This is a genomic window from Gimesia aquarii (assembly GCF_007748175.1).
Taxonomy (GTDB): domain Bacteria; phylum Planctomycetota; class Planctomycetia; order Planctomycetales; family Planctomycetaceae; genus Gimesia; species Gimesia aquarii_A.
In genome coordinates this window covers 2,986,263-3,000,991 of sequence record NZ_CP037422.1, presented here as the reverse complement: position 1 = coordinate 3,000,991, position 14,729 = coordinate 2,986,263, and the positions used below count along the sequence as shown (strand labels likewise).

Genomic DNA, 14,729 nt, shown 5'->3' with positions numbered 1-14,729 from the left:
CTGAAAAACGAAGTATAAGGCACCCCTTCTCTGGGTCTGGTTCTTACAGAGACTGTGAAAGGCTCATATCCTGTTCCTGGCGCATTATTGGATACTCTGGCTGCTCCTTGCCAATAATGTTCAAGATTATAAGTCGGTACTACAGGAGTAAATGAAAACTCTCCATTATAATCAGTCATTATAATGGTACCATCTATGATTCCATCAGACCCAACATCATATTCAAGAACGGAATCATTAGCTTCAGCAGTTGTAATAATGCTCCCGTTAAGAGTAAGGTCACGACTTATATTATCTCCGATGATTCCTGTATCATTTTGCAAATAAAGGTTTGTGACTGCCGCAAAATCAGGTTGTTCTAAATAAACGCTTAAAGATTGTGAGACTCCTTCTTGATTTGAGTCTTTTACAACGGGAACTGCTACAATTGTAGGTTCATTATAATTGGCATAAACTAAACCTCGTTCCGTGTTATATGTGAAACTACCATCTGTATTTACTGGAATCTGCTTGTAGACATAAATATCTCTATAGATTTTGATTTCAATTTCAGACATGTCGCCATCATATAAAACCCTTCCTGTGACAGTCGCATCTAATGTTATCAAATCTCCCGGAGTTCCAGTGTCATTAACCAACTGTAAATCAACAACCTGTGGCAATTCTGGTTCGTAAGTAAACGTCATCTGGGTACAACCAAGATGATCTTCGCTGTAGTACAATTGTGACCAGGCCTGGAATAAGAGTGTTGTTTCTCCGAAGTCAATGGAATCAGATGGATCAAATGTAAAATCACCATTCGCATCGACGGCGACCGTTGCAATGTGTGAAATGCTGGGAAGGTTTCCACCCGTTAAAATATTTAGAACACTGGAATCACCTGGGAACACTTGATAGATATTGACGTACACATAATCATCAACAAAGTTCCCTGAATAGCTCACGCTTCCTGTAATTGTCGCATCTTTCGTTATCAGGTCTGCGGGCGTATCAGTATCGTTAACCAACCCGACAGAAGTGACTTCAGGATAGGCAGTATCCACTGGAGGCTGCCCATACGTGAAAGTGAAAGATTCCCACGGATCTGCTTGACCACTTCGTATATTGTAAGCTTGGAAATTGATGATTGCGTGAAATGCCGAAGGAGAGATGTAAGGAGTGGGATCAAAAGTAAACGCCCCAGATCCATCAGTGGTAATAATGGTATCAACCGCTCCGTCGTTATCCCAGTCGACATTGATGTGACTGGCATTAACACTGGTCCCCGTAATTCGAGGATCCCAGGTGCTCTTATCTCCAGGAATTCCGGTATCGTGTACCAGATAAAGGCCTGTGATTTCAGGATCGGTTGAAGGTGGAGTGGGGGCCACATAGGTGAATGAAAATGAGACCCAGGCTCCTTCTTCTCCCGTGGCTTCTGAGACACCTTTGAATTTGATCGTTTTCTCACCATAGCTGAATATACTTGAAAAATCGAATCGGAAAATATGGCCATATTCTGGGTTCACGATTTCATCGACAATTCCATCATTGTTCAAGTCAATATGAGTCACAATGCCATCAGCTTGAACATCACCCGGATAGGCTACAAACCATTGAATTCTAGGATCAGATGTAATGTTATCGCCGGGAGTATCTGTATCCTGCATTAAGTGCGGATGAACGACATTCGGATTTTGTGGAGGTGAGACATATTTGAAGTTAAATGTCTCCCATTCGCCCGCCGTTCCCGTTTGTTGTGAGACTCCCTGGAAACTGATTTCGGCGGGTCCATAATCAATAAAATCAGTCGCATCAAATGTAAACTCACCTAATGCGTTTGGCGAGATTGTGATGTCGGTCTGGCCATCGCTGTTCCAATCGATATTGACATCAACCTGATCATCAATCAGATCACCAAAGTAGTTGATTTTACCTGTAATCGTTGGGTCATACGTGGAAAGGTCATCGGCCTGCCAACCGGTGTCATTGAGCAATGCAAGCTCTGTGATCTCAGGATCAGGAGTGTATAACACATCGTACCAGGCAGAGTAGACATGGGATGATTCAACGGGATCCATAGCCACATATCGCACACGTACTATATTGTCTGCCTCAATATCTTCAGCAAGAAATACGGAATTGGCGTCAGAAATCCCATCTTTATTCAGGTCGACTTCGATATGAGACCCTTGCAACCCGTTACTAAGTGCTACAGAGTAGTTCAGCACGGGATAGATTCCCTGGTGGTTATCATCAGTGAGGCTAAGATCGGATAATGAAACGCCGTTCCATATCCAGGTAAAACTGAGCGAAGCCCATTCAGACCTTAGATTATCACCATCATGTCGCGCCCTTGCCCGAATTGTGTTTTGAAGAGTTCCGGTAAAGCTGAATGGAGCAATGTAAGCCGCAGGCTCAAAATTGAAATTACCCAGTGCATCTGGCGTCGCGATAGCGTCAATCGCTCCATCGCCATTCACATCAAATTCGATAGTCACTCCATCAATTCCAGCAGTATATGATGCTTGACCACTAATGCCAGGGTCCGTTGTCACCCGATCACCGACTGTGTCGGTATCATTTGAAAGTGTTAGGCTGGAGATACTGAGATCACTTGTAACTGTCAGACTGGATGCATCGATGGAACTCCATTCCATTTCGACAACCTCGGATGTCGTAGTATCAACGCCCGTGGCCCGTGCAATGATAAGCCCACTTGAATGGATTCTGGTTGCATCAATGGAGATGAAAAATTGATCATTACTATCCACAGTAGTCGAAAGGTCTGCAACACCATCCAGGTCATAGTCAATTTCTACTTTAAGCGAAGTCAGTCCAAGGCTATTGTTAACAACTCCTAATAAACTACTCGATGCATCATCAATAAATAGTGTTTCGAAGCTGGGAGTGAGCGCTGGTGGCTCAGGTAGTCCAGAGGCATCTATGTAAATCCATGAGTTTGTCACTGTTGACGTGGAGTTCAGATCAAACCCCTTCGCGCGAACTTGAATCAATTTGGATGGATCAAGTAAGGCAGTTGTAATGGTCACACTAAATGAACCATCTGTTTCGTCAACTTCGACAGAAACATTGGCAACGCCATCCAGGTCATAATCAATTTCAACGACAGGCGAATATAACCCGGTAGAAAGATCAAAGATTCCAGACAAAATACCTGTTGCGTTATCGAGAGTTAATGAAGTGAGCCCCGGTGTTGCTGGGTTTGCTTCCACATCGTCATTGTTGATAATGCCTGCGCCTTCAGATTCTCCCAAAACCACTGGATAACCAAACGATTGCAAATTACTTAAGCGAACCAGGAATACCTCATTCGATTCAATTATATTATCATTAGTAATATCAACTGTAATTGTGTGTTGACTGATTGAGTCAGTGAATAGCAAAGTCCCACTCGTAGAAGTATAGTCGTTTGCTATCGCTTTCGCTGAACCATCTACTGTTTCATAATAAACAGATACATTGCCTCCAACATTCGTATCTAAAGTAACGGTGAATGTTGCTGTTCCCGCACTTTCGTCTACCGTAACATTATTGATCGACACTGTGGCAAAATCACTATTAGTAATTGTGCCAGTTGCAGTTGCTGTTCCCAAGTCAACGCGGGACAAATTAGTTACACCATCTACTTTAGGATCAGAGAGAACAACATTAAAACTCTCATCTCCTTCAAGCGATTGATCATTAGTAATTTGGATTGATAAAGTAGTTGAAACCTGGCCAGGATTCAGCGTGATCAATTCGTTGCTCAACTCTGTATAATCAGAACCATCGGCACTCCCAGCTTGAGTGGTCACTAAAAAAGTGACTTCGTCTTGAACAGGATGATCAAGTGTAATCAAAAATTCGAGGGTACCTGTGTTTTCTAAAGCTGTAGCATTACTAATGTGTAACCTTGCGTTTTCAGCCTCATATTCATTGACGCCGGTAATCGTAATGAAGGCTGTGGCAGTAGCAGTCCCTGTGTTTCCATCTTCGATGGTGTATGAAAAACTGTCAGTAGCGGTTTGACCGGCAGCGAGTGATTCAAACTGACCATTGGGATCATAGCTGAAGGTACCATTCGCATTGAGCGTCAGCAGTGCTCCAGAAGTGAGTGCGAATTGAGTGCCGACAGTTCCTCCAGCAACAGCTGAAATAGTCAGACTATCCCCTTCAATGTCACTGTCAGGAGTCGTCGGATTGGCGTACAGTACATTGCCGGCAACGAGACTGTCTTCATCGACCGTAAAGGTGTCGTCTACTGCGATCGGTGGATCATTGACCGGATTGACGAGCACATCAAATGTGTGTGTGATGATACCCCCCTGGTTATCGTCTACGGTAACGGTAATGGTGGCCGAGCCGCTCTGGTTCGCGACGGGTGTGTACGTCAAAGTGCCAGTAGGATCGCCAGAGGTGTAGGTCACGACGGGATCGGCAATCAAAGCCGGGTTGTCACTGCTGGCAGTCACCGTCAATGTCTGGCTTTCGCCTCCCCCGGCAGAGATACCGGTGAGGTTGATCGTCTGCTGTCCGGCATCTTCGTCAATGGGCAGTGGATCGGAAATGGCATCCAGTGTGGGCAGATCGTTAACAGGGTTGACGAGCACATCAAATGTGTGTGTGGTGATACCCCCCTGGTTGTCGTCTACGGTAACGGTAATGGTGGCCGAGCCGCTCTGATCGGCGACGGGTGTGTACGTCAAAGTTCCCGTGGGATCGCCAGAGGTGTAAGTCACGACGGGATCGGCAATCAAAGCCGGGTTGTCACTGCTGGCAGTCACCGTCAATGTCTGGGTTTCGCCTCCCCCGGCAGAGATACCGGTAAGATTGATCGTCTGTTGTCCGGCATCTTCATCAATGGGCAGTGGATTCGAAATAGGATCCAATGTGGGCAAATCGTTGACTCCGGTAACGGTAACAGTGACCGTTCCGAGATTGCTGACCGCTGTGTGTGAGTCCGTCGCGGTATAGGTGAAAGTGACTTGACGTGTTTCCCCGGCGGCGAGATCCTGGAATGCGGTTCCGGGATCAAAGGTAAAGGTGCCGTCAATGTTAGGGGTGGCCGTGCCTTCTGCCGCGGGGGTAATGATATTGTAAATTAATGTGCTGGCATCATTATCAGTGTCGATATCGGAGGCAAGAACACCGGTGGTGACGGCCAGTCCATCTTCTGTGGCTGCGATGTTGGTGTCTATGACAACGGGTGGATCGTTAACGGGATTGACGAGCACATCAAATGTGTGTGTGGTGATACCTCCCTGGTTGTCGTCTACGGTAACGGTAATGGTGGCCGAGCCACTCTGATCGGCGACGGGTGTGTACGTCAAAGTTCCCGTGGGATCGCCAGAGGTGTAGGTCACGACGGGATTCGCGATCAGGGCGGTATTATCACTGCTGGCGGTCACCGTCAATGTCTGTGTTTCTCCTCCCCCGGCAGAGATACCGGTAAGATTGATCGTCTGTTGTCCGGCATCTTCATCAATGGGCAGTGGATTTGAAATAGGATCCAATGTGGGCAAATCGTTGACTCCGGTAACGGTAACAGTGACCGTTCCGAGATTGCTGACCGCTGCGTGTGAGTCCGTCGCGGTATAGGTGAAAGTGACCTGACGTGTTTCCCCGGCGGCGAGATCCTGGAATGCGGTTCCGGGATCGAAGGTAAAGGTGCCGTCATTGTTGGGAGTGGCCATGCCTTCTGCCGCGGGGGTAATGATATTGTAAATTAATGTGCTGGCATCATTATCGGTGTCGATATCGGAGGCAAGAACACCGGTGGTGACGGCCAGTCCATCTTCTGTGGCTGCGATGTTGGTGTCTGACACAACGGGTGGATCGTTAACAGGGTTGACGAGCACATCAAATGTGTGTGTGGTGATACCCCCCTGGTTATCGTCTACGGTAACGGTGATCGTGGCCGATCCGCTCTGATCGGCGACAGGTGTGTACGTCAAAGTGCCAGTAGGATCGCCAGAGGTGTAAGTCACGACGGGATCGGCAATCAAGGCCGGATTATCGCTGCTAGCAGTGACCGTCAGTGTCTGTGTTTCGCCTCCCCCGGCAGAGATACCAGTAAGGTTGATCGTCTGCTGTCCGGCGTCTTCGTCAATGGGTAGTGGATTTGAGATGGGATCCAGTGTAGGTGGATCGTTAACAGGATTCACGAGCACAGTAAAGGTCTGCGTGGTGATACCCCCCTGGTTGTCGTCTACGGTAACAGTGATCGTGGCCGATCCGCTCTGGTCAGCCACGGGGGTGTAAGCCAAAGTTCCCGTGGGATTGCCAGAGGTGTAGGTTACAACGGGATCAGCAATCAAAGCCGGGTTGTCACTGCTGGCGATCACGGTCAGAACTTGAGTTTCGCCTCCCCCGGCAGTGATACCGGTGAGGTTGATCGTTTGCTGTCCGGCATCTTCGTCAATGGGCAGTGGATTTGAGATGGGATCCAACGTAGGTAGATCGTTGACGCCGTTGATCGTGATGGTCACGGTGGCGGTGTCGATGCCTCCGTTACCATCGTCAATGGTGTAGGTAAAAGTCTCAGTGACGGTTTGACCGGCTGTCAGAGACTCAAACTGTCCGTTCGGATCATAGCTGAATGTGCCGTTGGCGTTAACTGTCAGCAGGGCCCCCGAAGTCAGTGTGATCTGGTTATCAACGCTGGCTGCGACCCCATTGACTTCGGTAATCGTGAAAGTATCACTCGTATCCAGATCACTGTCAGCCCCACTGCCGTTGTCAGTAAACAGGTTACCTGCGACGAGCGTGTCTTCATTCGTGGAAATGTTATCGTTTTGGGCAACAGGTGCATCATTGACACCGTTAATGGTAATGAGGACCGTGGCAGTATCAATGCCCCCGTTGCCATCACTAATTTGATAGGTAAATGTTTCCGTGTTGGTTTGACCGGCTGCCAGAGACTCAAACCGTCCATTGGGATCGTAGCTGATACTGCCTGTCGCACCGACTGTCAAAAGTGCACCGGACGCCAGTGTGATCTGCATTCCTACATTCGCAGCAAGACCATTGACTTCTGAGACCGTCAAAGTGTTTCCTTCAATGTCACTGTCGGGAGTCGTCGGATTGGCATGCAACACATTGCCCGTACTCAATAGACTGTCTTCATCGACCGTAAAGGTATCATCGACAGCCACTGGAGCATCGTTGACCTGATTAACAATGACAGTAAAGGTCTGCGTGATGATTCCCATCTGGCCGTCATCAACGGTAACCGTAATGGTCGCCGAGCCACTCTGATCGGCGATGGGCGTATACGTCAGACTGCCAGTCGGATTCGCAGAGGTGTAGATTACAACGGGATCGGCAATCAAGGCCGGATTATCGCTGCTGGCGGTTACCGTCAATGTCTGGCTTTCGCCTCCCCCGGCAGAGATACCGGTGAGGTTGATCGTCTGTTGTCCGGCGTCTTCGTCAATGGGTAGTGGATCAGTGATGGGATCCAGTGTAGGTGGATCGTTAACAGGATTCACGAGCACAGTAAAGGTCTGCGTGGTGATACCCCCCTGGTTGTCGTCTACGGTAACAGTGATCGTGGCCGATCCACTCTGATCGGCGATAGGTGTATACGTCAGACTGCCGGTCGGATTTGCAGAGGTGTAGGTTACAACGGGATCAGCAATCAAAGCCGGGTTGTCACTGCTGGCGGTCACGGTCAGAACTTGGCTTTCGCCTCCCCCGGCAGTGATACCAGTGAGGTTGATCGTCTGCTGTCCGGCATCTTCGTCAATGGGCAGTGGATTTGAGATGGGATCCAACGTGGGTAGATCGTTGACGCCGTTGATCGTGATGGTCACGGTGGCGGTGTCGATGCCTCCGTTACCATCGTCAATGGTGTAGGTAAAAGTCTCAGTGGCGGTTTGACCGGCTGTCAGGGACTCAAACTCTCCATTCGGATCATAGCTGAATGTGCCGTTGGCGTTAACTGTCAGCAGGGCTCCCGAAGTCAGTGTGATCTGGTTATCAACACTGGCTGCGACCCCATTGACTTCGGTAATCGTGAAAGTATCACTCGTATCCAGATCACTGTCAGCCCCACTGCTGTTGTCAGTAAACAGGTTACCTGCGACGAGCGTGTCTTCATTCGTGGAAATGTTATCGTTTTGGGCAACAGGTGCATCATTGACACCGTTAATGGTAATGAGGACCGTGGCAGTATCTGTCCCTGTGTTTCCATCATCAATGGTGTATGTGAAACTGTCAGTCGCGGTTTCTCCGACTGCCAGAGACTCAAACCGTCCGTTCGGGTCGTAGCTGATATTGCCTGTCGCACCGACCGTTAAAAGTGCACCGGACGCCAGTGTGATCTGCGTTCCCACATTCGCAGCAACCCCATTGACTTCTGAGATTGTCAAAGTCTGTCCTTCAATGTCACTGTCGGGAGTCGTCGGATTGGCATGCAACACATTGCCCGTACTCAATAGACTGTCTTCATCGACTGTAAAGGCATCATCGACAGCTACTGGAGCATCGTTGACCTGATTAACAATGACAGTAAAGGTCTGCGTGATGATTCCCATTTGGCCGTCATCAACGGTAACCGTAATGGTCGCCGGGCCACTCTGATCGGCGATGGGCGTATACGTCAAAGTGCCAGTCGAATTCGCTGAGGTGTAGGTCACAACAGGATCGGCAATCAAAGCCGGGTTGTCACTGCTGGCGGTCACGGTCAGAACTTGAGTTTCGCCTCCCCCGGCAGTGATACCGGTGAGGTTGATCGTTTGCTGTCCGGCATCTTCGTCAATGGGCAGTGGATTTGAGATGGGATCCAGTGTAGGTGGATCGTTAACAGGATTCACGAGCACAGTAAAGGTCTGCGTGATGATTCCCATCTGGCTGTCTTCCACAGTGACGGTGATCGTGGCCGATCCGCTCTGGTCAGCCACGGGGGTGTAAGCCAAAGTTCCCGTAGGATTGCCAGAGGTGTAGGTTACGACGGGATCGGCAATCAAAGCCGGATTGTCACTGCTGGCGGTCACCGTCAGAACTTGAGTTTCGCCTCCCCCGGCAGTGATACCAGTGAGATTGATTGTCTGCTGTCCGGCATCTTCGTCACTGGGCAGTGGATTTGAGATGGGATCCAGGGTAGGTGGATCGTTAACAGGATTGACGACCACAGTAAAGGTCTGAGTGATGATTCCCATCTGGCTGTCTTCCACGGTGACGGTGATCGTGGCCGAGCCACTCTGATCGGCGATAGGTGTATACGTCAGACTGCCGGTCGGATTTGCTGAGGTGTAGGTCACGACGGGATCGGCAATCAAAGCCGGGTTGTCACTGCTGGCGGTCACGGTCAGAACTTGAGTTTCGCCTCCCCCGGCAGTGATACCGGTGAGGTTGATCGTTTGCTGTCCGGCGTCTTCGTCAATGGGCAGTGGATTCGAGATAGGATCCAATGTGGGCAAATCGTTGACACCAGTAATGGTGATCGTAGCGGTGGCGGTATCAATGCCCCCGTTGCCATCACTAATTTGATAGGTAAATGTTTCCGTGTTGGTTTGGCCGTTTGCCAGCGATTCAAACTGTCCGTTGGGATCGTAGCTGATACTGCCTGTCGCACCGACTGTCAAAAGTGCACCGGACGCGAGTGTGATCTGCGTTCCCACATTCGCAGCAACCCCATTGACTTCTGAGATTGTCAAAGTCTGTCCTTCAATGTCACTGTCCGCAGTGGTGGGATTGGTATCCAGTACATTACCGGCAAGGAGGCTGTCTTCATCGACCGTAAAGGTATCGTCTACTGCGATCGGTGGATCGTTGACCGGATTGACGAGCACGGTAAAGGTCTGAGTGGTGATACCCCCCTGGTTGTCGTCCACGGTGACGGTGATCGTGGCCGATCCACTCTGATCGGCGATAGGTGTATACGTCAGACTGCCGGTCGGATTTGCTGAGGTGTAGGTCACAACGGGATCGGCAATCAAAGCCGGGTTGTCACTGCTGGCAGTCACCGTCAGAACTTGAGTTTCGCCTCCCCCGGCAGTGATGCCAGTGAGATTGATTGTCTGCTGTCCGGCATCTTCGTCAATGGGTAGTGGGTCAGTGATGGGATCCAGTGTAGGTAGATCGTTGATGGGATTGACGACCACAGTAAAGGTCTGAGTGATGATCCCCATCTGGCTGTCTTCCACGGTGACGGTGATCGTGGCCGATCCACTCTGATCGGCCACGGGGGTGTAAGTCAAAGTGCCCGTGGGATTCGCTGAGGTGTAGGTCACGACGGGATTGGCAATCAAAGCCGGGTTGTCACTGCTGGCGGTCACGGTCAGAACTTGGCTTTCACTTCCGGCAGTGATGCCAGTGAGGTTGATCGTCTGCTGTCCGGCGTCTTCGTCAATGGGCAGTGGATTTGAGATAGGATCCAATGTGGGCAAATCGTTGACACCAGTAATGGTGATCGTGACGGTGGCGGTATCAATGCCCCCGTTGCCATCGCTAATTTGATAGGTAAATGTTTCCGTGTTGGTTTGGCCGTTTGCCAGCGATTCAAACTGTCCGTTGGGATCGTAGCTGATACTGCCTGTCGCACCGACTGTTAAAAGTGCACCGGACGCGAGTGTGATCTGTGTTCCCACATTCGCAGCAAGACCATTGATCTCTGTAATCGTTAAAGTCTGTCCTTCAATGTCACTGTCCGCAGTGGTAGGATTGGTATTCAGTACATTACCGGCAAGGAGACTGTCTTCATCGACCGTAAAGGTATCGTCTACTGCGATCGGTGGGTCGTTGACCGGATTGACGAGCACGGTAAAGGTCTGCGTGATGATACCCCCCTGGTTGTCGTCCACGGTGACGGTGATCGTGGCCGATCCACTCTGATCGGCGATAGGTGTATACGTCAGACTGCCGGTCGGATTTGCTGAGGTGTAGATCACAACAGGATCGGCGATCAAAGCCGGGTTGTCACTGCTGGCAGTCACCGTCAGCGTCTGGGTTTCGCCTCCCCCGGCAGTGATACCGGTGAGGTTGATCGTCTGCTGTCCGGCGTCTTCGTCAATGGGCAGTGGATCAGTGATGGGATCCAGTGTAGGTAGATCGTTGATGGGATTGACGACCACAGTAAAGGTCTGAGTGATGATTCCCATCTGGCTGTCTTCCACGGTGACGGTGATCGTGGCCGATCCACTCTGATCGGCCACGGGGGTGTAAGTCAAAGTTCCCGTGGGATTCGCTGAGGTGTAGGTCACGACGGGATCGGCAATCAAAGCCGGGTTGTCACTGCTGGCAGTCACCGTCAGCGTCTGGGTTTCGCCTCCCCCGGCAGTGATGCCAGTGAGGTTGATCGTCTGCTGTCCGGCGTCTTCGTCAATGGGCAGTGGATTCGAGATAGGATCCAATGTGGGCAAATCGTTGACGCCAGTAATGGTGATCGTAGCGGACTGGGCCACAGTCCCTCCGTTACCATCAGTCACATTGTAGGTATAAGTGATGACAGCCGACTCACCCTGTGCCAATCCATTATAGGCATTCGGATCGATCTCCAAGACATTGCCGTTGTTGGTAATTCCTGTCGCATCGCCACCGGTCAGAAGTAGATCGCTGATGTTAAGCGTGTCAGTGGTGTCATCGTCTGTGGCATTGGTAAGCAGGTTCAGATTGAAGCCCGCTACGTCTTCCGTCACGGTTGAATTAATGACCGCACTCACTGTGGGAATATCATTGACACCAGTAACGGTGACGGTGACAGTTCCCGTATTGCTGACGGCGTTATGGGAGTCTGTTGCGGTAAAAGTAAAAAAGACTTGACGTGTTTCCCCGGCAGCGAGATCCTGGAATGCAGTTCCCGGATCGAAGGTAAAGGTGCCATCATTGTTGGGAGTGGCCGTGCCTTCAGCCGCAGGGGTAATGATATTATAAGTTAATGTGTTGGCATCGTCATCGATATCTGCATCGGAGGCAAGTACACTTGTGGTAACAGTGTTTCCATCTTCAGTTGCCGCAATATTTTCATTTATTGCAACTGGCGCATCATTTACAGCATTGACAGCGACGGTGAATGTTTTGGAAACCGTTGCTCCACCTTCATCTGTCACAGTAACAGTTATCAGAGCCGATCCGCTTTGGTTTGCAGCCGGGGCATACGTCAATGTTCCTGTGGAATTTGCGGATGTATAATTCACAATTGGATCAGGAATTAAATCTGGATTATTACTGGTTGCTGTAATCGTTAATACTTGTGTTTCACCGGTGCCCGCGGTGATCCCAGTAAGATTCACCGTCTGCTGACCAGCATCACTGTTAATGATGGCAGGGTCGGCTATATCATCGAGTGTGGGATCTAAATTAATGGCTTCCAGCCGCATGGCGTCCGCGAAAACATAGCCATCAGCGTTTATGTCGGAAAGTGTGACGGTAATGATTCCATTGGCATCGACCTCGAAATATCCCAGGTCTTCCCAGTTTTTACCCGCGTCCGAGACATCAGGGGCTACTGACTGTTGATTGAGATAGGTGGTAACATCACCTCCTGTGATTCCGGAAATAGTGTATTGCGCATTCGTAGCACGACTACTAGAGGCTGCCCAAGTTCCAGAGAGACGATAGGTCCCCGGTCTCAAGTTATCAAATTCCCAGGAAGCGGTACTTAAACCGGTCCCACCAGGGGCATACTTATTTCCTGCAGAATTGTACCAGGTACCAACGAGACTAAAACCAGCGTCAACTTGGTTAACGATTTCTGACATCACGAGGTTGGCAGAGACATCAAAAGTGAAAAGGCTTTCGTCGTTATCGTTCGTATTGATACTTATGGTGTCGGTAAATATTCCTGCCGGTTGCGTCAATTGAAACTGAACCTCAAATGTGCTGGATGCTCCGGGAGCCAATAACGTACTTCCAGGTTGAGAGGTGATGGTAAAGCCATTCGAACCAGCAAGACTCACTCCGCCACTGAAATCCAGATTGCCGTTCCCCAGGTTCTCAATTGTAAATGTCTTTGTGATGGGACGGCCATACAAGACATCGCCCCATTCAAGGGTACTGCTGCCACTGGTTAGATTGGTAGTCGATTGTGTGACTCTAATTTCGGGAACCGTGACACCGGTGGGAATGGCTTCGAGCCGCATGGAGTCGGCGTAGATACTGCTGTCAGCATTAATATCAGAGAGCGTAACGGTAATTGTCCCATTGGCGTCAACTTCAAAATATCCCAGGTCTTCCCAGTTCTTCCCAGCGTCAGAGATATCGGCAGCTACTTCCTGTTGATTGAGATAGGTGGTGACATCGCCTCCTGTGATTCCGGAAATAGTGTATTGCGCATTCGTGGCACGAAAAGAAGTACCATCTCTCCAAGTTCCAGAGAGACGATAAGTGCCTGCTGCCAAGTTATCAAATTCCCAGGAAGCGGTTTTTAATCCTGTTCCCGTAGTGGTATAAATACTGCCTGCTCCTGCATTGTACCAGGTACCGACTTTGCTAAAACCAGCGTCAGTATCATCGATGATTTCTGACATCACGAGGTTGGCCGAGACGTTGAATGTGAAAAGACTCTCGTTGGTCGTGATGTTGATCGTGTCAGAGAAGAGTCCCGCCGTTTGCGTTGATAAAAACTGAATCTCGAAAGTGGTGGATTCCCCGGGAGCCAATAAAGTACTTGCTGGTTGGGTTGTGATGGTAAAATCATTAGAACCAACGATACTTACTCCGCTGTTGAAATCCAGATTGCCATTCCCCAGATTTTTAATTGTGAACGTCTTTACAACGGGACGACCATACAATACGTCTCCCCACTCAAGGGTACTGCTGCCACTGGTTAGATTAGTGGTTGATTGTGTGACTCTAATTTTGGGAACCGTGACACCGGCGGGAATGGCTTCCAGTCGCATGGAGTCGGCGTAGACGTTGCTGTCAGCATTAATATCAGAGAGCGTAACGGTAATTGTCCCATTGGCGTCAACTTCAAAATATCCCAGGTCTTCCCAGTTCTTCCCAGCGTCAGAGATATCGGCAGCTACTTCCTGTTGATTGAGATAGGTGGTGACATCGCCTCCTGTGATTCCGGAAATAGTGTATTGCGCATTCGTGGCACGAAAAGAAGTACCATCTCTCCAAGTTCCAGAGAGACGATAAGTGCCTGCTGCCAAGTTATCAAATTCCCAGGAAGCGGTTTTTAATCCTGTTCCCGTAGTGGTATAAATACTGCCTGCTCCTGCATTGTACCAGGTACCGACTTTGCTAAAACCAGCATCACCATCATCGATGATGGAAACAAAATTATCGTCATTCGTAATCGTTCCGATTGCAGATTCAGTGGCCCCTGCTCCTGCAAAGGTAACACCCTGCCCTCCATCATTCAGATTTGATAATGTCAGCTGGAAGGTTTCATCCAATTCGACAGTAGTATCTCCCGTGATATCGATGGCAATGGCTTCGCTGGTTGTTCCGGCGGTAATTGTGAATGATTGGGAAGTCAGAGCAGTATAATCACCGCCAGAGGCGCTGGCAGTAATGTCGGATGTTGTTGCGGTAAAGGTGACATCTGCGCCGACTGATGCCGATAAGTTTGCATAAAAGGTTAGTGTTTGGGTTCCACTATCCCCTTCGACGAGATTTACATCAGCGATTGATAGAGTCGTTAAGAGAGTTCGGTCTTCCAGTCGGTCAACGGTTGTTAAACGATTTTGCTGGACGGCTTGCCAGCGTTTGCGAATGTCACGACGTGCACGAGAATTATAGCGGGGACGTCGTCGTATACGCGAAACAAGAGTACTTAACCAGTTACTAATGAGCAC

The 14,729-nt window shown here is 49.6% G+C and carries 1 protein-coding gene (only partly in view); it reads right to left on the bottom strand.

The features are described 5' to 3' along the window. A protein-coding gene (locus V202x_RS11655; RefSeq protein ID WP_145174634.1) for a tandem-95 repeat protein crosses the window boundary here: on the bottom strand, nt 1-14,729 show its start. The gene continues 16,423 nt to the left of window position 1, outside the view; only the first 14,729 of its 31,152 coding nucleotides appear in the window; the start codon lies at nt 14,727-14,729; the stop codon falls past the left edge of the window.